This window comes from Corynebacterium epidermidicanis, assembly GCF_001021025.1.
GTDB classification, from domain to species: domain Bacteria; phylum Actinomycetota; class Actinomycetes; order Mycobacteriales; family Mycobacteriaceae; genus Corynebacterium; species Corynebacterium epidermidicanis.
Genome location: NZ_CP011541.1, coordinates 1043555 through 1063995, shown reverse-complemented (window position 1 = coordinate 1063995; position 20441 = coordinate 1043555). Strand labels below are relative to the sequence as shown.

General features: G+C 58.0%; 22 protein-coding genes. 2 read left to right on the top strand and 20 right to left on the bottom strand.

Features of this window, described 5'->3' with window-relative positions; all coding sequences use genetic code 11:
• Positions 1–346 precede the first annotated feature (346 nt).
• Positions 347–1945, bottom strand: coding sequence for an LGFP repeat-containing protein (locus tag CEPID_RS12445; protein ID WP_236684315.1), 1599 nt, complete (start codon positions 1943–1945; stop codon positions 347–349).
• A gap of 384 nt (positions 1946–2329) precedes the next feature.
• On the opposite strand from CEPID_RS12445, the gene CEPID_RS04955 reads away from it, so the two are divergent.
• Entirely contained in the window at positions 2330–2701 is a 372-nt protein-coding gene (locus CEPID_RS04955; protein WP_047240015.1) for a hypothetical protein, read from the top strand.
• 7 nt (positions 2702–2708) lie between these two features.
• Here the strand turns inward: CEPID_RS04955 and CEPID_RS04950 are convergent, their stop codons facing one another.
• Together CEPID_RS04950 and CEPID_RS04945 are read right to left on the bottom strand one after the other, a co-directional pair.
• Complete coding sequence (locus CEPID_RS04950; RefSeq protein WP_047240014.1) at positions 2709–3584, bottom strand: tetratricopeptide repeat protein; 876 nt, start codon at positions 3582–3584, stop codon at positions 2709–2711.
• 3 nt (positions 3585–3587) lie between these two features.
• Positions 3588–3890 (bottom strand): thiamine-binding protein, encoded by a 303-nt coding sequence (locus tag CEPID_RS04945; RefSeq protein WP_047240013.1) that lies wholly within the window; start codon positions 3888–3890, stop codon positions 3588–3590.
• A gap of 30 nt (positions 3891–3920) precedes the next feature.
• On the opposite strand from CEPID_RS04945, the gene mce reads away from it, so the two are divergent.
• Positions 3921–4379 carry a methylmalonyl-CoA epimerase gene (gene mce, locus CEPID_RS04940; RefSeq protein WP_047240012.1) on the top strand — a complete coding sequence of 153 codons (459 nt, stop codon included), beginning with the start codon at positions 3921–3923 and terminating at the stop codon, positions 4377–4379.
• Between the two features lie 62 nt (positions 4380–4441).
• On the opposite strand, the gene CEPID_RS13555 is transcribed toward mce, so the two are convergent.
• The 17 genes from CEPID_RS13555 to rho form a co-directional block, all read right to left on the bottom strand.
• Entirely contained in the window at positions 4442–4717 is a 276-nt protein-coding gene (locus tag CEPID_RS13555) for a hypothetical protein (protein ID WP_083984386.1), read from the bottom strand.
• A complete protein-coding gene (nucS, locus tag CEPID_RS04935; protein WP_047240011.1) occupies positions 4717–5409 on the bottom strand; it encodes an endonuclease NucS in 693 nt (230 codons plus the stop codon). Before nucS ends, CEPID_RS13555 begins: the two co-directional genes overlap by 1 nt.
• A 59-nt stretch (positions 5410–5468) precedes the next feature.
• Positions 5469–5936 carry a DUF2550 domain-containing protein gene (locus CEPID_RS04930; RefSeq protein ID WP_047240010.1) on the bottom strand — a complete coding sequence of 156 codons (468 nt, stop codon included), beginning with the start codon at positions 5934–5936 and terminating at the stop codon, positions 5469–5471.
• A gap of 247 nt (positions 5937–6183) precedes the next feature.
• Positions 6184–6558 carry a F0F1 ATP synthase subunit epsilon gene (locus CEPID_RS04925; protein ID WP_047240009.1) on the bottom strand — a complete coding sequence of 125 codons (375 nt, stop codon included), beginning with the start codon at positions 6556–6558 and terminating at the stop codon, positions 6184–6186.
• Between the two features lie 12 nt (positions 6559–6570).
• Positions 6571–8019, bottom strand: coding sequence for a F0F1 ATP synthase subunit beta (gene atpD / locus CEPID_RS04920; RefSeq protein WP_047240008.1), 1449 nt, complete (start codon positions 8017–8019; stop codon positions 6571–6573).
• Positions 8020–8022: 3 nt separating this feature from the next.
• The gene (locus tag CEPID_RS04915; protein WP_047240007.1) at positions 8023–9000 is read right to left on the bottom strand and encodes a F0F1 ATP synthase subunit gamma; all 978 of its coding nucleotides are present in this window, start codon (positions 8998–9000) and stop codon (positions 8023–8025) included.
• Positions 9001–9055: 55 nt separating this feature from the next.
• Positions 9056–10696, bottom strand: a complete 1641-nt coding sequence (gene atpA, locus CEPID_RS04910; RefSeq protein ID WP_047240006.1) for a F0F1 ATP synthase subunit alpha — start codon at positions 10694–10696, stop codon at positions 9056–9058.
• A gap of 58 nt (positions 10697–10754) precedes the next feature.
• Positions 10755–11573 (bottom strand): F0F1 ATP synthase subunit delta, encoded by an 819-nt coding sequence (locus CEPID_RS04905; RefSeq protein ID WP_047240005.1) that lies wholly within the window; start codon positions 11571–11573, stop codon positions 10755–10757.
• Between the two features lie 5 nt (positions 11574–11578).
• On the bottom strand, positions 11579–12154 hold the full coding sequence (locus CEPID_RS04900) for a F0F1 ATP synthase subunit B (protein ID WP_047240004.1): 576 nt from the start codon (positions 12152–12154) through the stop codon (positions 11579–11581).
• A 40-nt stretch (positions 12155–12194) separates the two neighbouring features.
• Positions 12195–12434 (bottom strand): ATP synthase F0 subunit C, encoded by a 240-nt coding sequence (locus CEPID_RS04895; RefSeq protein WP_047240003.1) that lies wholly within the window; start codon positions 12432–12434, stop codon positions 12195–12197.
• Between the two features lie 115 nt (positions 12435–12549).
• Positions 12550–13362: a F0F1 ATP synthase subunit A gene (gene atpB / locus CEPID_RS04890; RefSeq protein WP_047240002.1), complete on the bottom strand. Its 813-nt coding sequence runs from the start codon at positions 13360–13362 to the stop codon at positions 12550–12552.
• A 533-nt stretch (positions 13363–13895) separates the two neighbouring features.
• Entirely contained in the window at positions 13896–14273 is a 378-nt protein-coding gene (locus CEPID_RS04885; protein WP_047241364.1) for a hypothetical protein, read from the bottom strand.
• 100 nt (positions 14274–14373) lie between these two features.
• Entirely contained in the window at positions 14374–15534 is a 1161-nt protein-coding gene (locus CEPID_RS04880; protein WP_047240001.1) for an MraY family glycosyltransferase, read from the bottom strand.
• Position 15535: 1 nt separating this feature from the next.
• On the bottom strand, positions 15536–16186 hold the full coding sequence (locus CEPID_RS04875) for an L-threonylcarbamoyladenylate synthase (protein WP_047240000.1): 651 nt from the start codon (positions 16184–16186) through the stop codon (positions 15536–15538).
• Positions 16187–16233: 47 nt separating this feature from the next.
• Positions 16234–17088 carry a peptide chain release factor N(5)-glutamine methyltransferase gene (gene prmC / locus CEPID_RS04870; protein ID WP_047239999.1) on the bottom strand — a complete coding sequence of 285 codons (855 nt, stop codon included), beginning with the start codon at positions 17086–17088 and terminating at the stop codon, positions 16234–16236.
• Between the two features lie 5 nt (positions 17089–17093).
• Positions 17094–18167 carry a peptide chain release factor 1 gene (prfA, locus tag CEPID_RS04865; RefSeq protein ID WP_047239998.1) on the bottom strand — a complete coding sequence of 358 codons (1074 nt, stop codon included), beginning with the start codon at positions 18165–18167 and terminating at the stop codon, positions 17094–17096.
• Positions 18167–20059, bottom strand: a complete 1893-nt coding sequence (rho, locus tag CEPID_RS04860; RefSeq protein WP_407921616.1) for a transcription termination factor Rho — start codon at positions 20057–20059, stop codon at positions 18167–18169. The genes prfA and rho overlap by 1 nt, the downstream gene beginning before the upstream one ends.
• Positions 20060–20441 lie beyond the last annotated feature (382 nt).

The following is a 20441-nucleotide window of genomic DNA, read 5'->3' as shown; positions in this document are numbered from 1 at the left end:
GCAATTTGGTCGTTCCCCGCGTTGTGCGCTATAGAGCTCGGCATCCTTTCTGTCACAAAAGGCCAGAGAGACGTAGCATTCATCTGTAGGCGTGAACGTATACGTTTCCGATCTCAGATTCGGAACCAACATATAAACGGCACCTGTATCCTCTAGTCCAGCACCCCTTCGCCGAAACAATCCTACGGTTTCTGAAGCGAGCCGAAAACTTGCCACCAACTCTCGATTATCTTCCAATAAGGTGAGCTTTTCGAGGTTTTTCGTCGTCAAGAGGAGATCGCAGGAGTTTCTTTTCCCAACTTCGCCATTAACCTTCATCAAAACATAAAGGTTTTCTCTTGCCATATTAGCTAATGGCACAGTCGAATGAGGCGAGCTTTGTGAATGCTTCGGCATAATAGGTTTTTTCACCCACCCTAATTTTCCCCACTGTTCGTCCCTGATAGGTGTTGTATCTCGGACCAAAATGATCCACACAAAAAAGCTGAATATTCCTAGATTCCAGACTAGCCTCATTGCTATTCGAGTTACGAATTCCGGAAATATGAGTTACCATCGTGTTTCTCCAGCTTAACCCTGCAATATCACTTACGTGTTCAATCTGAGTCACTGGGAAGGAGCAAGTTGTTTTTGGCTTAAAACCGATTGACTTCTCGCTCCCACTTTTTGTGCGTACATGAAGATTGTTCGGGGTTAGGGTACACGGACCATATTCTTTGGCAGCGAACGGCTGAATTAAGATTCCATTCGACTCCCGACTTGAACTACTAGTCAAAGATTTCCTGAATTCTTCAAAATATGATCTAGCACTTTCATCATCGGGAAAATGAATATATGGAGTTACATATTCAATGGCGGCTACACCCCAATGAAGTGCGCCATGTAATATCCCATTTTGAAAAAGTTGCGAACATCGGCTAACCCCGTCTTCTGGGCATCTCGGGTCTTGTAAAGGATATCCATACTGGCCTCGTTCGAAGCCCCCTATGCTCCAAGTGGCGAGAATCTCACCAAGCAGATAGTGCGCACCATAACTGGGGTGCCAGTAGATCATGCCGAGGGCGAAGCGGTTGTAGCGGCCTACTCCGTCTGGGGTGCCTTCTTCGTCGGTGGCTGGGTAGCCGAGTGGGCCTTTTTCTTCACCGGTTTCTACCCATTTTTCCAGGATTTTGCCTTCGATAGACACCACGCCGGATAGGGAGCCGTAGATGCGGCCGCGTTGGAAGTATTGTTTGCGTCCTACTCCGTCGCCGGTGCCGATTTCATCGGATGTGGGGTAGCCGAGGCGTCCTAGCTCCCACCCGTTACGCGCCCACACTATGGAATTGTGGGTGGTGACTGACCAGGCTCCGGTGTCGGGGTGCCAGTAGATAAACCCGTTATCGAATTCGGTGCGTTTGCCCACCCCGTCAGGGTTGGTCAGTTCGTTGGATTTTGGTAGGCCCAGGAAGGAGACGGGTGTTTGTCCAGCCCAGGTGACGGCCATGGATTCGTACTTCGCGCGGATCGCACCGCAGACCTGGAAGCTGGAGGGCCAGTAGGTACGGCAGTTATCGGCTGCGAAGGTACGGATCATGGGTTGGTCGCCTGGTGCGGTGATGCCTTGTTCGCGGGCTTCTTGGATCTCGGCTTGGTCGGCTTCTTCTTTGGTGACCCCTGTGGGCAGTGGGATGCGGTCAGACCGCATCTTGCCAGGGGTGATCACAGGTTGCGGGTCACCGAGATCAGCAGGAAGGGTGCGTTCCAACTCATGGTTGTCGATGTTGTTTTTGTTCATGCCGGGTTCATTGAAGTCCCAGTCACTGGTATCAACCTGACGGTAATGATCTGGTTCGTACGGCGGGATGAACGATTCTGTGGCTACCTGCTGGTTGCTAGCCGGTGGTGTGAGGTCGATGTCTTGGGCGGTGGCAATAATGGGGGTGAATACGCTAGTGGCGATCACGGTCAATACTGCCCCGAGTTTTTTAGGTTCGATTTCATTGACATGGTTCCTTACATAGTGGAGTAAAGGAAGAATGCTGCACATTGCTCGGCGCTGCGAGTAGCGTCACAGGCACCTGTCAAGAACCTTAAACCATGAACGGGTTTTTGTCACTGGAAGCACTATCAACAACCCTGTGGCGAACTATACTCGCTGCTCTCCCGTCCCCTCCGACAGCACCATCAGTCAAATCCTGCTGGCGTCATATTCACGCGACGAATCCGTCCACCGAAACGTACAATCTCAAAGGCATGTGAGCTATCTACACCCGCTCAGACCCCAGCTAGCTACAATCAGTACCAGGATTCTCACAGGGAGAACCCCGTACTTTGCTTAAGGATTTCAATGAACCGTCGTTTTGCTTCTGTTGCGCTTGCCTTTGCCACGGCAATCTCGCTTTCTACCGGTGTCGCGACTGCCGAGACCTCTTCCGATGTCACTGACGCCGAAGCCGGCTGGTACGTGACCAAAGAAATCGTTAAGGGGAACGTGGTCTCGTCCTCAGGTTCCTCCGATTCAATCGACAAGACCGGCAAGGTCGATCCAATCAAGGTCATCGGCAGCTCACTGAAGAACGACACCGCCAATGGCTACCCGGTTGGCCAGACGATCCAGATCATCGCCGGTTTCGGCATCGCCGGTGTCGTTGCAATTCTCGCGCTGGCAGCCCACGGTGCAGCGGACCTCATCTCCAAGGCACCGCTGCCACGCTTCTAGGACGGACCTAAAACAGCTTGCTCGCCATCTTGGTGCGAGCGAGCTTTACCCGCGGATCGCCTGGTTCGAACACAGAGAACAATTCCAGCAGGCGGTCCCGCACCTCGTTATTTGGTAGCAACGCAATCAGCCGATCGAAGGCAGCGTCCACTTCGGCGCGCGCGATCAACGCATCGGCCGCAGCGAACGCCAAGGAAACGTTACCGGGTGCCGCGTCGGATGCAGCCACGGCGTCTACAGAACGATCCGCCCCGGCCAGGCGTCCCAGCAGACGTGCGTTATCTCGGGCCTGCTTGGCTTCCTTGTTTGCAGGCTCCTGCGCCAAAATGGCGTCATAAACCGCGATCGCAGCGTCGAAATCGCCCCGGTTCAGTGCCTCGTTCGCAGGCGCAAAGCGCGGGTCTTCCGGCGTCGCCTCCGCATCGTTCGCGGGCAAACCAGCTAACTTTCCGGCCACCGCATTCACCACCGCAACGGTCCACTGTTGCAGTGCCTCAAGGGGCTGGCCGCCCTGGAAGTCTGCTAGCGGTCGGCCGTCGGCAAGCGCGAGCACGGTAGGCAGCCCGGTCACGCCGAGGGCTTGGGCGAGGTGTGGGGTCGCATCGGCGTCGAGGTAGGCAAAGATCCAGGCGCGATTTGCCTGCGCGGCCAGGTTGGTGAGGTTGAGGCGCAGCGCCTCGGAATCTTCGCTGCGGGCCGTGCCGATGAGTACGATCACCGGCACTTGCATCGAGCGACCGACGACCTCAGTTTCGATGTTTTCCTGGGTGACCGTGATAGCAGTGGGAATGTCGGCACCTCCAGAAGCAGTCGCTGCGGCCTTTGCCTCGGCGCGGGCTTTCACCTCAGCCAGATCAATTGCTCCAGGTACGAAATTTGCCATTGCTTAGCTCTCCAGTCGTTTGTTTACCGATGCCACTTTCTGGGTCAATTGTCCAGTGTAGCCCGGACGGATGTCGGCCTTAATCACCAAGGAAGCTCGAGGCGCGCGCTCCAGCACGGCATCGGTTGCCCGCTTCACGACGTCCATCACCTCGTCCCACTCCCCCTCAATCAGGGTAAACATCGCGTTCGTTTCGTTTGGCAGACCGGATTCTCGCACGATTCGCACTGCTTCTGCCACGATATCTGCCATGTCGGCCTGCGGGTTGTCTGCAACTGCAGGTGCGACGGAAAAAGCTATAATCATGGGCCCTCTTTTCCCCTAAACTTGAGTGTTATGAGCAACGATATCTCTGCCATCAATATTCCACACGAGTACGTCACCTGTCTCGATCACGTCGGCATCGCCGTACCGGACTTTGACGCGGCTGTCGAGTTCTACCGTTCCGCCTTCGGTTGGGTCAACCACCACGAGGAGGTCAACGAGGAGCAGGGTGTCCGCGAGGCCATGATCGGCCCGAAGGATGCCACCGAGCGCGACGGCATGATCCAGCTGCTGGCTCCGCTCAACGAGGAGTCCACCATCGCCAAGTTCCTGGACAAGAAGGGCCCCGGCCTGCAGCAAATGTGCCTGCGCACCAACAACATGGATGCCCTTGTTGAGCACCTGCGTGCCCAGGGCGTGCGCCTGCTCTACCCGGAGGCCAAGATCGGCACCGGTGGCGCACGCATCAACTTCGTGCACCCAAAGGACGCCGGCGGCGTACTTCTCGAGCTCACCGAGCCAGCGCACTAGCCCGCTTCTCGACGCCCAACGCCTCGGCCTTCCCCTCGTGTAAAGCCGGGGCGTTCGCCTTGTTATCGCCTTGATTCGCGCTCCCAGCACGGCTTATGCCAGTGCCTTCGATCGTCTTCTCTCCCCTTCGGCCACACCACCATATGCGCTATTCCGGGAGGGATGTTCTGGTTGCATCCGGGGCAAATGTAGAATTTGCGGGCGGCAGAGGCGCCCATTTGGCGTACCAGAAACACCTCGCCCCATTCGTTTTCGAATTCCCGGGTGCCAAAGTACACCGCCCCGTCGCGAGGCAACGGGCGGGTATCGCGGGGCAAGTTGCGATTACGTCGAGGCATCAGAACAGGCGCAGCTCATTGGTTTCAATGCCACGAAGTTCCTGGTAATCCAAGACCACACAACGAATACCCCGATCTTCCGCCAACGTGCGCGCCTGCGGTTTGATCTCCTGAGCGGCGAACACTCCGTGGACCGGCTTGAGCAGTTCGTCGCGGTTGAGTAGCTCTAGGTAACGCGACAGCTGCTCTACGCCGTCGATCCCACCACGCCGCTTGATCTCAACAGCTACCGTCTCGCCTGTCTCATTGCGGCACAAAATATCCACCGGGCCAATCGCCGTCGGGTACTCGCGTCGGATAAGCGCATAGCCTGCACCCAAAGTATCGATATGTTCCGCGAGCAATTCCTGCAGGTGCGCCTCAACACCGTCCTTTTCCAGACCGGGATCTACCCCGAGCTCAAAGGCACTATCGGAAAGCACTTCCCGGATCGAAATGCGCAGCTGCTCACCCTTTTTGTTTTCCACGATCCACAGCTGTTCGCCGGTGTCAACGCCGTCTTCATCCAGCACGGGTTGCTCGTCGAGGGTGCACGGGGGTGTCATCCAATTGAGTGGTTTGTAGGCGCGATCGTCGGCATGCACGGACACCGAGCCGTCCGCCTTAACCAAGAGCAAACGAGTAGCCTCCGGCAAATGCGACTCCAAGCGACCAACATAATCAACAACACAACGAGCAATGACTAAGCGCATTGCCCTAGGATACCTAACTCGGCTTCTCGGCTAGGCATCGCGCACAGCTTGCCTGCAGCTTAGGAGGAACGTCGGCGCTCGCGTGCGATTTTCATTGCTTCCTGCGGGCTCATCCGCACGATGGGTTGCGTGGGGGCCGATTCGAGCCACGCCAGCAGAGCCATTTCAGCGTGCGGATCCATCGCCCATTCGCAGGTACCGCGATGAGTCTTAATCACGACGATTTTGGTATCCGGCTCCATGAACTTCTGCTCAATAGTTGTCATCTTCCGACGACTACTCAGCACAATCTCATCGCGCCGCAAAACGATGTCCGGTGAGGGCGACAAACTACGCAGCTTGAAACACTCCACCACGTCCCCTCGATATCGAATAATGCCATGACGCCAAGCACGCCCGTCGTTGGCTGGCAAGCGTCGCACGATCACTTGGGTGCCACGCGCCCGTTGGGTCAGAAAGCGCCAGAGTGCTAGCCCGACGACAAGCACCCCAAGCAGAAGCAATCCCCAAACGATGTATTCGACCATCGGACAATACTCCTCTCGACGCTTTCGTGTGACGGGCAAAATCGCCGCATCGACCACCGGGCCATGAACTTTGATTGTACTAAATCCGAATCATATCCCTTGCCGAATTGGGAAATCAAACTCGTCTGATCTCCCCCGCATGCAGGCTTTTCGACGCCCGTCCCCTACTATCGCCATACAAAAAGATCCGCCTCCCAACACAGCGTGTGCAAAGAGGCGGATCTAGTTTAAGTGGCGGGATCCGGTTTTAGGATTCCTGTGCGCGGCGAACCGCGCGTAGTTCTGCTTCGGCGCGCGCCTTCGAAGACTCGGTCTCGGCAGCAGACAATGCAGCCTCAGCTTCGGAGGTGTTGACCTCGTCGGCCCAGCATGCGAAGTCAGCCAAGACGGTGACCTTCTCCGTGGAGACGGAGAGGAAACCACCCTGGACGGCAGCGGTAAGCTTGCCGCCGTCCACGGGACGGATGGTCACTACGCCGTTCTCGACCAACTGGCCGAGCATTGGCTCGTGTCCGGGCAGCACGCCGATTTCACCTTCGGTGGTCTGTGCCGTGACGATCTTGGCCTGACCCGACCACAGCTTTCGTTCAACGGAGACCAGTTCAACGGTGATATCAGCCATTGTTGCCGTCCCTTACTTCTCGGTGAGCTTCTTGTACGCAGCTTCGACGTCGTCGAGACCCCCCAGGCCGTTGAAGGCCTGCTCTGGGTAGGAGTCGAATTCGCCGTTGCAGATGCGCTCGAAAGCGTCGATGGTGTGCTCGAGTGGCACGTAGGAACCTGGGATACCGGTGAACTTCTCTGCGACGAAGAAGTTCTGGCCGAGGAAGCGCTCGATACGACGAGCACGAGCCACGGTGATCTTGTCCTCTTCAGACAGTTCGTCCATACCGAGGATGGCGATGATGTCCTGGAGTTCCTTGTTCTTCTGCAGGATGCGGATGACGCGCTGTGCAACTTCGTAGTGACGCTCGCCGACGATACCTGGCTCGAGGATACGAGAGGTAGAGGTCAGTGGGTTCACTGCTGGATAAATACCCTTGGAAGCGATCGCACGGTCAAGTTCCGTGGTGGCATCCAGGTGCGCGAAGGTCGTCGCAGGAGCTGGGTCGGTGTAGTCGTCGGCAGGGACGTAAACGGCCTGCAGAGACGTAATCGACTTACCCTTGGTGGAGGTAATGCGCTCCTGGAGAACACCCATCTCGTCAGCCAGGGTTGGCTGGTAACCCACTGCGGAAGGCATACGGCCGAGCAGCGTGGAAACCTCAGAACCAGCCTGGGTGAAGCGGAAGATGTTGTCGATGAACAGCAGCACGTCCTGGTGCTGAACATCGCGGAAGTACTCCGCCATGGTCAGGCCGGACAGCGCCACGCGCATACGGACTCCCGGTGGCTCGTCCATCTGGCCGAACACGAGAGCGGTGTCCTGAAGAACGCCCATTTCTTCCATTTCGAGGAAGAGGTCGGTGCCTTCACGGGTGCGCTCACCAACACCTGCGAACACGGAGGTACCGGAGAACTCGCGGGCGATACGGGTAATCATTTCCTGGATCAGGACGGTCTTACCCACACCTGCGCCACCGAACAGGCCGATCTTGCCGCCCTTGACGTAAGGGGTCAGCAGGTCGATGACCTTAATGCCGGTTTCGAGGATCTCGGTCTTACCTTCGAGCTGGTCGAATGGTGGTGGGTCGCGGTGGATACCCCAGCGTTCTGCACCGTCGACAGCGGCTGGGTCGTCAAGGCAGTCGCCCAGTGCGTTGAACACGTGGCCCTTAACGACGTCGCCGACTGGGACGGAAATTGGACGACCGGTGTTTTCCACCACGGCGCCACGAACAAGGCCGTCGGTAGGTGCCATGGAAACGGCACGAACCAGGTTGTCGCCGAGGTGCTGAGCAACCTCGAGGGTGATGGTCTTTGCGACTGCTTCGAGGGTGACCTCAACAGTCAGTGCGTTGAACAGGGCCGGCAGCTCGCCGCGCGGGAACTCCACGTCGACGACCGGACCAATGACACGCACGACACGGCCGGCAGCGTGACCTGCCTGCTGTGCGTTCTGCTCTGCAAGAGCTGTAGTCATAATCTAGTCACTTTCTCCGCTTTCGGCGAGCGCTCCGGCGCCACCGACGATCTCTGTGATTTCCTGGGTAATTTGAGCCTGACGGGCCTGGTTCGCTACGCGGGAGAGGTCGTTGACCAACGCGGTTGCATTGTCGGTCGCGGACTTCATGGCGTTTCGACGCGATGCGGATTCGGAAGCCGAAGACTCCAAAAGCATCGCAAACAAGCTACGGGAGACATACTTTGGCAGCAGTGCTGCCAGCAGGGTGTCTGCATCTGGCTCGAATTCGACGTCAGAGTGCACCTCACCTGGATTCACCAGGATGCCCTCGTCGAAGTCGTATTCTTCGTGCTCGATTACTGGCTCGATCGGCAGCAACTGGTGAGCAACTGCGGTCTGGGTCAGCATCGATTCGAACTTGGTGTACACAACGTGCACCTGGTCGAAGCCCTGGATCTCCTGGCCTTCTGGCACGTTCAAACCTGGACGGTATTTAGCCGTTCCGGTAGAACCTGCGAGGAAGCCGTCGATCAGGTGGCGACGCAAGTCGTGCGTCTCTTTGTATCCAGGGTCCTGGGAGTAGCCGGTCCAAGAACCTGCTACTTCTGCACCACGGAACTTGTAGTAACCGACACCCTTGTTGCCGGAAACGTAGATAACAGGCTCGTAGCCCTTTGCTTCAAGGAGGTTTCGGAGTTCCTTTGCCTTCTTGAAGACGTTGTAGTTGTAACCACCGGCCATGCCGCGGTCACTGGTAACCACCAACACAGCAGCTCGCTTGCCGTTTTCGCGCTCACGAAGCATCGGGTGGTCGAGGCTACTAGCAGCCATCAAACGCTCGGTGACCTTACGGATCTCCGTCGCATATGGCTTAGCAGCTTCCACTCGTGCCTGAGCTTTGGTGATGCGCGAAGTTGCAATCAGCTCCTGGGCCTTGGTGATTTTCTTCGTAGACTTGACCGACTTGATGCGGTCGCGTAGCTCGCGAAGATTAGCCATGGATCAAACGCCTCCCTTCTAATGCTCGGTTCGACTTGAGAATCATTGACTGAAACTACTTAGTCACCTTGCGGGAGACGGCGATCTTTTCCTTGCCGAGCTCACCTTCGTTCAAGGTCTCACCTTCAGGCTCACCGACGACAGGAGTGCCCTCGGTGGTGACGAAGATGCGCTTGAATTCTTCGGTGCCGGCAATGAGTGCCTGCTTGGACTCGTCGGAAAGCGCTGCGCCACCGGCGATCTGCTCGTAAGCAGATGCGGCGTGCTGCTGCAGGTATTCCTGAAGCTCGACCTCGAAGCGACGGACATCTTCGACGGGAACGGTATCGAAGTGGCCTTCGCCAGCCAGGAAGATGGAAACGATCTGGTATTCCACTGGCTGAGGAGAGTTCTCGGACTGCTTGAGCAGCTCCACGAGGCGCTGACCGCGCTGGAGCTGAGCCTTGGAGGCAGCATCCAGGTCAGAAGCGAACGCAGCGAACGCTTCGAGGTCACGGTAGGCAGCGAGGTCCAGACGCAGGGAACCTGCGACCTTCTTCATGCCCTTGGTCTGCGCGGCACCACCAACACGGGACACCGACACACCAACGTTAATTGCTGGGCGGACACCCTGGTTGAACAGGTCGGACTCGAGGAAGACCTGGCCGTCGGTGATGGAGATGACGTTGGTTGGGATGAAGGCAGAAACGTCGTTTGCCTTGGTTTCGATGATCGGAAGTGCCGTCATCGAGCCCTTGCCCATGTCGTCGGAAAGCTTTGCAGCACGCTCCAACAGGCGGGAGTGCAGGTAGAAGACGTCGCCTGGGTATGCTTCGCGGCCTGGAGGGCGGCGCAGCAGCAGGGAAATCGCGCGGTAGGCCTCAGCCTGCTTGGTCAGATCATCGTAAATGACCAGGACGTGCTTGCCCTGGTACATCCAGTGCTGGCCCAGTGCTGCGCCTGCGAAAGGTGCGAGCCACTTGAAGCCGGCGGAGTCGGAGGCTGGAGCTGCCACGATGGTGGTGTACTCCAGAGCGCCGTGCTCTTCGAGGGTCTTGCGGACAGCGGCAATGGTCGAGCCCTTCTGGCCAATGGCAACGTAGATGCAGCGCACCTGCTTGTTGACATCGCCGGACTCCCAGTTTGCCTTCTGGTTGAGGATGGTATCGATGCAGACCGCGGTCTTGCCGGTCTTACGGTCACCAATGATCAGCTGACGCTGACCGCGACCAATTGGGGTCATTGCGTCGATAGCCTTGATACCGGTTGCCAAAGGCTCTTCGACCGGCTGACGCTGCAGCACGGATGGTGCCTGCAGTTCCAGCACACGGTCTTCTTCCTTCTCGATGGCGCCAAGGCCGTCGATTGGCTGACCCAGTGGGTTCATCACGCGGCCGAGGAATGCATCTCCGACCGGAATGGAAAGGACCTCGCCGGTCCGCTTTACTTCGTCGCCCTCGGTGAGAGTCTCGTAGTTACCCAAGACCACAACACCAATACGGTCGGTGTCGAGGTTCTGTGCGACGCCAATGACGCCGTTAGGGAACTCGAGCAGCTCATTCGCCATAACAGACGGCAGACCAGAAACCTGGGCAATACCGTCAGCTGCCGAAATGACCACGCCGACCTCCTCACGGGAGGCCTCCGGGGAGTAGCTCGAGGTGTAGTTCGCAATCGCGCTACGGATCTCATCGGAGGAGATCGTCAGCTCCGCCATGTTCTTCCTGCTCTCGGTTGTTTCTTCCAGCAATTTGTCTCTTCTAAAAAGTCGTGTTTTAAACAAAGCTCGCGCGCAGTCGCTCGAGCTTGCCCGAGGTGCTGCCATCGATAACTTCATCGCCAACTCGGATGATCAGTCCACCGAGGAGGCTGGGATCAACCTCAGTGTGGATGCTCATCTCACGACCATAAATACGGCTCAGTTTGGCTGCCAATTGCTCAGTCTGTAGTGCGCCCATTGGTTCCGCCGACTTGACCGTTGCTACTTCCTTGCCACGAAGTGCGGCGACTTCGCTAACGAGGGCAGTCAAGTCATCTATCGGGTTGGCCACGGGACGGCCAATGACCTGCTTCGCCAGCGCCTCGGTCACGGCGGTTACTTTGCCGTAGAGGACACTTGCCAGCAATTGGCGACGGCGCTCAGCTGAGGTGTTGCGGTCGCCCAACAGCTGCGCGAGCTCAGGCTCGCGAGTGAGAAGGCGCCCCAAAGCGAAGATTTCCTCTTCAACTTTGGTCAACTGTCCCTGCTGCTCTGCAGAACGCAGGAGTGCGCGGCGGCCAAGTTCGACCAGTCCAGCGCGGAATTCGCGCGGAGTGGACCATACTTTCGCAGCTGCTTCTTTGGCCAGGTCCAGAGTCATCTGGGAAACCTTGCCAGCAAAGACGCTGGAAAACAGGCCACTGCGCTGCTCAGCGGTGACTGAGGAATCAGCCACAGCGACACGCAGGCCACGGTCGCCGTCAAGAACCTCGACGATGCTGAACAGTTCAGCACCGGTTTGGGAGGCAGCTGCGACAGGCTGATCAGAGTTCTGGATCCATGAATCCAGCGTCTGAGCGGTCGTCGTCAGTGCTTCGCGGCTAGCTGCGTGCATGTCGCCTACTTTCCGGCCGGGGCCACAGAGTCGAGCTCGGACAGGAACTTGTCAATCGTGCCGGAACGCTTGACGTTGTCGGAGAGTTGCTCCCCGATCAGGCGCTCAGCAAGGTTGATGGAGTTCTGCCCCATCTCTTGACGCAGTTCGGCGACAACCTGCTGGCGCTGGGCCTCAAGCTGCTTTTCGCCGGCTGCGATGATGCGGTTGCTCTCTTCGGTAGCCTGTGCTTTCATCTCTGCAACGATCTGCTTGCCCTTTTCGCGAGCTTCTTCGCGGATCTGTGCAGCTTCAGCACGAGCTTCTGCGAGCTGTGCGTTGTACTTCTCAAGGGCCGCCTTTGCTTCGGCTTGTGCAGCCTCGGCGCGTTGGATGCCACCCTTAATCCGGTCCTCACGCTCAGTCAGGACCTCCTGGAACTTCGGAAGGACAGCCTTCCAGAAGATGATCAGGACGACGATGAGCGGAACGATGGACCAGACGATGTCGTACGGCGCCGGGAGGAGAAGGTTGTTGCCAGATTCGAGTGGCAGGGTCTCCTTCCCTCCTTCAGCAGCCAAATATGTGATGACGCTCGTCATAATCCTGTGCTTTCTGTAGCTATCGGGTCTTGATCGTTAATTAGAACAGGAAGCCGGCGACGAGGCCGATCAGAGCCAGGGCTTCCACGAAAGCGATGCCCAGGAACATGGTGGTACGGAGCTGGCCGGCCATCTCTGGCTGACGTGCCATGCCCTCGAGCGCCTTACCGACGAGGATGCCAATGCCGAGGCCTGGGCCGATGGTTGCCAAGCCGTAGCCGATGGTGGCGATGTTGCCGGTGGTGCCTGCTGCATCAGCTGCGAGGATGACTTCGTTCATTGTGGTCGTTCCCTTTCTGGTTGCCGGGCCGCAAGTGTTGCGATCCAGCGAGTGGTTTTTGATTTTTTCTATGACCGTCAACCGGTCAAGAGCACCTTCTGGCGCCCTAGTGGGGTCAGTGTTCGTCTGCGTGCAGGGACAGCTCGATGTAGACGGCGATCAGCAGGGCGAAGATGTACGCCTGCAGGAACACCACCAACAGCTCGAAAAGTGTGAACGCAATCGCGGCGAGGATAGTCACACCAGCCATGGCGGTCCAGCCATTCATCTGCCAGAAGAAGAAGTTCGTGGCGGAGAAGAGTAGAACCAAGATGATGTGGCCAGCCAAGAGGTTTGCCAAGAGACGCAGAGTCAGCGTGGCAGGTCGCATGATGAACGTCGAGAAGAACTCGATCGGAACCACCAGGATGTGGAGAGCTGGTGGCAAGTTTGGAATAACCAGCGAGGACTTCATGTACTTGCCAAAGCCGTAACGCTTTACACCGGCGTAAATGAAGACCACGTATCCGAACAACGCCAAAACGAGTGGCATACCAATGCGCACGTTAGGCGAGATGTTCATACCTGGGATAACTGTCGGCAGATTCGTCGCGAAAACGAGGAAGAAGATGGTCGCGATAACCGGTAGGAATCGGCGACCTTCCTTCTTACCCAGAATGTCTTCAGCAATGTGGATCCGCACGAAGTCAAGACAGATTTCTGCGAAGTTCTGCACGCCCGAAGGAATCAACTTTGGGCTGCGCATTGCGACAAGGAAAAAGACCGCGACGAGAAGCGCCATTACCAGGCGAATCAGCATCAGACGATCAAGTGCGAACCAGCCGTTAGCCACGTCGGCGAACAGGAGGTTCACCACGTCGCCAGCGTCGGTCACGTGCCCCGGGAAAAGTTCATGGTCCAGATTAGGTGCGTGGAATTCGCCCTTCATGGACAGTGTTGTAACGCTCAGCGTTCTCTCCCGTGTTCGGGCCGCCTCAGGCGGGATTGCCTGAATGCGGTGCGATGGAGGTCCAAAAAATCTTGCCGGTTTACCTCGGACTCCGTCGCACATCATCGAAGTAAACCTTGGGGAAACTTCCACCAGTATTTCCCCGCGGCATGCAAATCGCTGCAAGGCATGCGGAAGCTGATGGAGATTGCCCGCTAAGCAGATTAGCAGGCTGGCCATACTTTTACCCAAGTGAGAATGGGGGTAGTTTCACCCCGTCGCCTAAAAAACCACAAAAGATAGTGTGAGCGGGCGCAATGGTCTACTGTAAGCTAGGTCACAAGGAGCGGAAAGGCTCTCATTCGGGGGTAACAACTTGGCTAAGCGCCAACTTCCCCACCCCTCGGCCAACATGCGTTACCACCTGCAGATAGACCAAAAGCGTGGCGGTAGTTCCACAACTACCGCCACGCTCTGAGTACCCCCATCATTCGAGGGGCTAATTTCCCGAAACCCTGGTTTGCAGCGCCCGACTAGGCCCCCACATAGGTGACTCGAGAGGTTATGACACCCCACACCTCAGTTCCTAGTACCACAATCAACGCCAACACGACCGTCACAAAGAAGGCCATCCGGTCATAAAAGGTTTGACCAGCTAAAACGTACATCGCGATCAACAGGACCACGATCTTGAGCAACCAACCACCCAAGACAACCGCCCCGGTGGTAGCTGGAGTGGTACTGGCCGTCATAAGCACGCTCATCGCCGTGAGCAACACAAAGCCGCCACCAATTGCAGCGCCAATCAGCACACCCCAGATTCCAGGCAGCTCGCGCAGATAACCCCACCCAACCAGGGAAACTAAAGTCACAACAAGCAGCGCTATCGAGCCAAACCTGATTGCTCGCATAAGTGGCCGGCGATGGTCGTCGAAGTCCACTTCTGAGTTAGTAATAGTCACGTTTGGTTATCCTACCGAGGTCGATTGCCAGAACCTAAGCGGTCGGGAATCAACGGGGCGTCGACAAGCTCTGTGCCCGCCTAAGCCGAGCGATCTGAGGCGCAGCGGTGAGCACCGCGGCGATACATAAACCCAACACAAGCAAAACCATGGCGAAGACCGGAGGAAATACGGTAAACCCCACGGCACCAAACGCCACCACACACACCCACATGTAGAGCACAAGGACAACTTTGCGATGGGTATGCCCCATGCCCAACAGGCGGTGATGCAAATGCATCTTGTCTGCCGAAAACGGCGAGCGCCCCTTGGAAACGCGACGAATGACGGCCAACACGAGATCGAGTAGTGGTACGAAAACGGCCGCGAAAACCACGATGATAGGCGAAATGACGGCAACGATATCGGCGGCACCATACAGACTCATGTTGATCTTGCCGGAGGCCGACGTCGCAGCGGCTGCCAGCAACAACCCGATCAGCATGGAGCCAGAATCCCCCATGAATATCCGGGAGGGTTCAAAGTTGTGCGGGAGGAATCCCAGACACATCCCGACCAGCGCCGCCGAGATGATTGCCGGCGGGTAGGCGGACACCGTGCCGCCCTGGTCATGTAGCACCGTAAGGGAGAAAGCCAGGATCGCAAGGCCGGCAATCATGCCCAGCCCGGCAGCCAGGCCATCCAAGCCGTCGACAAAGTTCATGGCGTTCATCAAGGTGACCGTAAATACGGTTGTCAAGACCGTAGACTGGACCTGATCGAGCAATACGGTGGTGCCACCACCAAAAGGGACATAAAGCAAAGTCCAGGAAAGGCCCAACAAGCTCATCAGGATAGCACCCGCGATTTGCCCGATGAGTTTTGTGAGCGCATCGAGCTCATAGAGGTCGTCGAGGATGCCCACCACGACAATCGCAAAGCCAGCCCACACTACCGCATCCATTTCCGGCGTGACGGGCTTGAACCCCCTAGTCAAGGCCGGCAGCTTGTCTGCCAAGGTTACGGCGACAAGAAAGGCAGAAAACATCGCTAGCCCGCCGAGCCGTGGCTTCGGGATGGTGTGCACATCGCGGTCGCGAATCTCAGCCAGCTTGCCATAGCGAACCATCACGTGGCGCACTACCCCAGTGCTCAAGAAAGCAACAGCAGCCGCTACCACAAGCACCAAACCAATTTCGCGCAGCGGGACGCCGACCGCTCCCGTTTCCATCTCAGCGCAGGCTTTCTGCCGTAACCTTCAACACTTCGGCGATTCGCTCCGCACTGATCGCGCCTTCGCGCAGCAGCTTAGGAGCTGGACCAGACAGATCAACGATGGACGATGGCTCCCCCACAGCACATTCCCCGCCGTCAAGGTAGACATTCACCGCGTTCCCCAGTTGCTGCTTCGCGTCGATAGCAGTCGTCGCTGGAGCATGACCGGAAATGTTCGCACTAGACACGGCCATCGGGCCAGTCTCCCGCAGCAATTCGATTGCTACTGGATGCAGTGGCATCCGCAGCATGACGGTTCCGCGGGTATCACCCAGGTTCCATGTCAGCGAAGGGGCTTGTGGCACGACGATCGAGAGCCCGCCCGGCCAGAAAGCTTCCACCAGGGTGCGGGCTTGTTCGGAGTAGGAATGTACGAGCCCTTGGATGGTGTCCCAGCTGCCCACCAAAACTGGCACGGGCATATCCGGGCCTCGATGCTTGGTTTGCAGCAAGCTTGCTACCGCTTGGTTATCGAAAGCATCGCACCCCAGGCCATAGAGGGTGTCGGTGGGCAAAACGACGAGCCGACCAGCCTTGACCGCGTCTACCGCAGCTCGCAGCCCCAGCTTGCGAGTCTCTGGGTCTTGGCAATCGTAAATCCGGCTCACGTTCCACACTCCTTGAAAGAAATTAACTTAACAACCAAACGAACACTTTACTCGCCCCTGCGTCGCGCCGTGACGAACCTGAGGCGACCCGCCAAATCCTGGCGTGGCTGCACCTGTTCAAACTGCCCGCTGGCGCCAAAGACGTCTACCACCTGCGCCGAGGTAGCATCATCGTGCTCAATGCCGACAACCGTTCCAGGACGAGACAGCGCAACCACATTCGGCATCATCGCCACAATGCAGTCCATGCCAGACTCTCCGCTGAAGACCGCATGCTGGGGATCAGCCTGGACTTCTGGGGAAACCGGCGTCGAGGCGGGCACATAGGGCGGATTACTGACGATCACATCAAAAGCAGCCTCCCCCGCCAACAAGCCCGGGGCCGTCACATCAGCCATCGTCAACTCCACCCAAGGCGCATGAGCTGCGATGTTTCTTCGCGTCCATGCCGCTGCCTGAGGATCCAACTCCACCGCATGAACTTCAGCACCGCGTGCCCGGCTGGCAACGTAGAGCGCCAACGCGCCCGAACCAGTGCACAGATCCAACACGCGGGGCTTTTCAACGCCCTGCCGCTGCAACTCCTCTACCTGCTCCAATGCCCACAGGGCCAACAGCTCCGTTTCCGGCCGTGGGATGAACACCCCTGGGCCCACCGCCAATTCCAGGGGGCCAAAACTCGCCGATCCCACGATGTGTTGCAGAGGGACACGCGCAGCACGTTGCGCGACCAGGTCAAAAAACGCCTCGGGCATTTCTGCGTCACGGGAAAAGATCAATTGCATCCGGTCAATCCCGAGCACTGATGCGGCAAGCGTCTGGGCGTCGAAAAGCGGAGATGCCACCCCGGCATCAGTCAGGGTGGCAGTTGCTTCGGCCACCGCGGCGGCCACGGAACTCATGGAGGTTACTCCGCCTCGAGTCGCGCGGCGCGGTCTGCGGCCTGGAGGGCGCTGAACAGGTCGTCCATGTCGCCGCCCAGCACCGCATCCAGGTTATTGGCCTTGTAATTGATGCGGTGGTCGCTGATGCGGTTTTCCGGCCAGTTGTAGGTGCGGATGCGCTCGGAGCGGTCCATGGTACGCACCTGAGCTGCGCGACCTTCTGCTGCTTCAGCTTCTGCTGCTTCTTCTTGCATCTGCTGCAAGCGAGCTGCGAGAACCTGCATGGCGCGCGCCTTGTTTTGGATCTGGGAACGCTCCTTTTGACAGGTCACCACGAGGCCCGTGGGCAGGTGGGTGATACGCACGGCCGAGTCGGTGGTGTTCACGCCCTGGCCACCCTTGCCGGAGGAACGGTAGACATCGACGCGGATGTCCTTTTCGTCGATCTCCACGTCTTCGAGTTCGTCTGGTTCTGGATACACCAGTACGCCAGCAGCGGAAGTCTGGATGCGTCCCTGGGACTCAGTCACCGGCACGCGCTGCACGCGGTGCACCCCACCCTCGAACTTGAACACAGACCAGGCACCGTCGCGAGATGGCACCTTGGAACGGATCGTTAGGGTGATGTCCTTGACGCCACCGAGATCCGACTCGTTGAGGCCCAGGATCTCCGTCGAGAAGCCATGCTTTTCGGCGTACTTCTGGTACATCTTCAGCAGGTCCCCGGCGAACAGAGCGGCTTCTTCGCCACCGGCACCGGCCTTGATCTCCATCACCACATCTTCGGAATCATGTGGGTCGCGCGGAGCCAGCAGGTCCGTGAGTTGTTCCTCCAGCTCGAGTACGCGAGGCTCGAGTCGATCAACTTCTGCTTGGAAGTCGTGGTCTTCATAAGCCAGCTCTTTGGCCTCGGCCAGATCTTCACGCGCCTGGGAAAGCTCCCGGTGCACGTTGATGATCGGCTGGAGCTCGGAATAACGCTTGCCAACTTTGCGCACGCGAGCTGCATCGTTAGCAAATTCCGGGTCCTGCATTTGGGCTTCGAGCCCTTGATATTCCGAAAGGATATCGTCAACGACTGATACTTCAGCTGCCATTAGGAGTAGTCACCTTCGTTCTCGGTGTCTGCAGCCATCGGCGCGGACGACGCGACCTGCATGAGGAATTCACCGTTGGACTTGGTCTTCTTCAGCTGCTTGATCAGCAGATCGATGGCTTGCTGATTGTCCAGCGCTGAGAGAATACGACGCAGCTTGTGCATGATGCGTGCTTCCTCCGGAACAAGCAAGAGTTCGTCTTTGCGGGTGCCGGAAGGATTAACATCCACAGCTGGGAACACGCGACGCTCAGAGATCTTGCGGTCGAGCTTGAGCTCGGCGTTGCCGGTGCCCTTGAACTCTTCGAAGATCACGGTGTCGCCGGCCGAGCCGGTCTCTACCATGGCGGTAGCGATGATCGTGAGCGAACCGCCGTTTTCGATGTTGCGGGCAGCACCAAGGAAGCGCTTCGGCGGGTAGAGAGCGTTGGAGTCCACACCACCGGAGAGGATGCGGCCGGAGGCAGGCGAAGAGTTGTTGTATGCACGGCCCAAACGGGTGATCGAGTCGAGCAAAACAACCACGTCCTGGCCCTGCTCCACCAGGCGCTTGGCGCGCTCGATAGCGAGCTCCGCCACCGCGGTGTGTTCGCTTGGCGGGCGGTCGAATGTCGAGGCAATGACTTCGCCCTTGACGCTGCGCTGCATGTCCGTGACTTCTTCCGGGCGCTCGTCGACAAGCACGACCATGAGGTAGCACTCAGGGTTGTTGGTGGTGATCGCGTTGGCGATGTTCTGCAGAATCGTGGTCTTACCAGCCTTTGGTGGGGACACGATCAAGGCTCGTTGGCCCTTACCGATCGGCATGATGAGGTCGATCACGCGGGTGGTCAGGATCTTTGGATCGGTTTCCAAACGCAGGCGCTGGTTGGGGTACAGTGGGGTGAGCTTGCCGAACTCTGGACGGTTCTTGGCTTCCTCGACAGGCTTGCCGTTGACAGAGTCCACGCGCACCAGCGGGTTAAACTTGTGGCGATTACGGCCGCCACCGTGGTTGTTCTGCCCTTCGCGTGGCATCTTGACCTGGCCAGTAACCGCGTCGCCTCGGCGCAGGCCGAACTTACGGATCATCTGCTGTGGCACGAACACGTCCGCGCTGCCTGCCTGGTAGCCCGTGGTGCGCACGAAGGCGGCGTTGCTATCGACGATGTCGAGAATACCGCCGACTGGCTGCAAAACGTCATCTTCGTGGACTTCCTCGCCGTTGTCGCGGTTGTCACGTCCGTCCCGGTCGCGACGGTTGCGGCCAACTCGCTCTCGGCGGTTGCGACGTCCCCGACGCTCTTCGCGATCACCACGGCCATTGTGCTGACGATCATCCCGTGAATCCTCGTGGGCATCCGACTCCGAGCCCTCTGCCCGATCCTGGTTACGATCCTGTTCACCGGCATTGTCGCCAGACGACTGGTCCCGATGCATGTTGCGTGCCCGGTTGCGACGCGCCCGGCGCGCAGCCGAACGGGATTCGTAGCGCTGTTCGCCTTCTTCGCGACGCGATTCGCCACCCTCCTGGCCGTCACGCTGCTCCGCGCGGGAGGTGCTAGCTTCTTCCTTCTGTTCTGCTGCAGCTGGTTTTTCGGCTGCCGCGCTCTCGCTGGCAGCATTGATCTCATCGCGCTTGACGACGGCCCGACGTCGGCGTGGTGCGGCGGTCTCCGCCACGGTCACCTCATGTTCCGCTTCGGCGACAGCTGGCTTAGAAGTCTGTGGTGCCTCGGTTTGAGCTGCTCCCCCAGCAGCTGCAGGTTCGGAAGCTGCTGTACGTCGAGTAACCCGACGTGGCTTGGTGGCGCCTTCCGAGCTTGCCTGTCCACCAGTTTTTCCCTGGATGGCGGCGATGAGTTCGGACTTGCGCAGGGCCGAGATGCCACGGATTCCGCGTTCTTCGGCCATCTTGCGCAGCTCCGGCATCCGGAGAGCTTGAAGGTTGACGGTTCCAGCGCCCGATTGAGTGGCGTTGTCCTGTTCGGTCACGAAAGATCCTTTCGTTGCTTAACCAGCCGTTGTCCTGCGCGTCGCAAGGATTGGATATGTGTGCTGGCAGCTGCTGTGGAATTCATATGTGTGAAAAGTCGCGACAGGTCACGAGCCGGGTGGCGAAAATCCTGTAGCGAAACTCTCCGGGAATGTGGTGCAAGAAACACCGGTTTTTTGAAGATTGACTGCGTTATTGAGCCAAAATTTCAAAGTAGTCGTCCGATGGCGCGAAAGTGGATGCTGTGAACCAGGTTAGCGGGTTCAATGGCGTGGTCTGCGAAATGAGAATTGAGCATCG

What these genes read in the sequence shown, in the direction of transcription:
- CEPID_RS04955 (WP_047240015.1), top strand. Translation starts at nt 2,330, where the DNA reads ATGAACCGTCGTTTTGCTTCTGTTGCGCTTGCCTTTGCCACGGCAATC.
- CEPID_RS04950 (WP_047240014.1), bottom strand. Translation starts at nt 3,584, where the DNA reads ATGGCAAATTTCGTACCTGGAGCAATTGATCTGGCTGAGGTGAAAGCC.
- CEPID_RS04945 (WP_047240013.1), bottom strand. Translation starts at nt 3,890, where the DNA reads ATGATTATAGCTTTTTCCGTCGCACCTGCAGTTGCAGACAACCCGCAG.
- mce (WP_047240012.1), top strand. Translation starts at nt 3,921, where the DNA reads ATGAGCAACGATATCTCTGCCATCAATATTCCACACGAGTACGTCACC.
- CEPID_RS13555 (WP_083984386.1), bottom strand. Translation starts at nt 4,717, where the DNA reads ATGCCTCGACGTAATCGCAACTTGCCCCGCGATACCCGCCCGTTGCCT.
- nucS (WP_047240011.1), bottom strand. Translation starts at nt 5,409, where the DNA reads ATGCGCTTAGTCATTGCTCGTTGTGTTGTTGATTATGTTGGTCGCTTG.
- CEPID_RS04930 (WP_047240010.1), bottom strand. Translation starts at nt 5,936, where the DNA reads ATGGTCGAATACATCGTTTGGGGATTGCTTCTGCTTGGGGTGCTTGTC.
- CEPID_RS04925 (WP_047240009.1), bottom strand. Translation starts at nt 6,558, where the DNA reads ATGGCTGATATCACCGTTGAACTGGTCTCCGTTGAACGAAAGCTGTGG.
- atpD (WP_047240008.1), bottom strand. Translation starts at nt 8,019, where the DNA reads ATGACTACAGCTCTTGCAGAGCAGAACGCACAGCAGGCAGGTCACGCT.
- CEPID_RS04915 (WP_047240007.1), bottom strand. Translation starts at nt 9,000, where the DNA reads ATGGCTAATCTTCGCGAGCTACGCGACCGCATCAAGTCGGTCAAGTCT.
- atpA (WP_047240006.1), bottom strand. Translation starts at nt 10,696, where the DNA reads ATGGCGGAGCTGACGATCTCCTCCGATGAGATCCGTAGCGCGATTGCG.
- CEPID_RS04905 (WP_047240005.1), bottom strand. Translation starts at nt 11,573, where the DNA reads ATGCACGCAGCTAGCCGCGAAGCACTGACGACGACCGCTCAGACGCTG.
- CEPID_RS04900 (WP_047240004.1), bottom strand. Translation starts at nt 12,154, where the DNA reads ATGACGAGCGTCATCACATATTTGGCTGCTGAAGGAGGGAAGGAGACC.
- CEPID_RS04895 (WP_047240003.1), bottom strand. Translation starts at nt 12,434, where the DNA reads ATGAACGAAGTCATCCTCGCAGCTGATGCAGCAGGCACCACCGGCAAC.
- atpB (WP_047240002.1), bottom strand. Translation starts at nt 13,362, where the DNA reads ATGAAGGGCGAATTCCACGCACCTAATCTGGACCATGAACTTTTCCCG.
- CEPID_RS04885 (WP_047241364.1), bottom strand. Translation starts at nt 14,273, where the DNA reads ATGCGAGCAATCAGGTTTGGCTCGATAGCGCTGCTTGTTGTGACTTTA.
- CEPID_RS04880 (WP_047240001.1), bottom strand. Translation starts at nt 15,534, where the DNA reads ATGGAAACGGGAGCGGTCGGCGTCCCGCTGCGCGAAATTGGTTTGGTG.
- prmC (WP_047239999.1), bottom strand. Translation starts at nt 17,088, where the DNA reads ATGAGTTCCGTGGCCGCCGCGGTGGCCGAAGCAACTGCCACCCTGACT.
- prfA (WP_047239998.1), bottom strand. Translation starts at nt 18,167, where the DNA reads ATGGCAGCTGAAGTATCAGTCGTTGACGATATCCTTTCGGAATATCAA.
- rho (WP_407921616.1), bottom strand. Translation starts at nt 20,059, where the DNA reads ATGGCCGAAGAACGCGGAATCCGTGGCATCTCGGCCCTGCGCAAGTCC.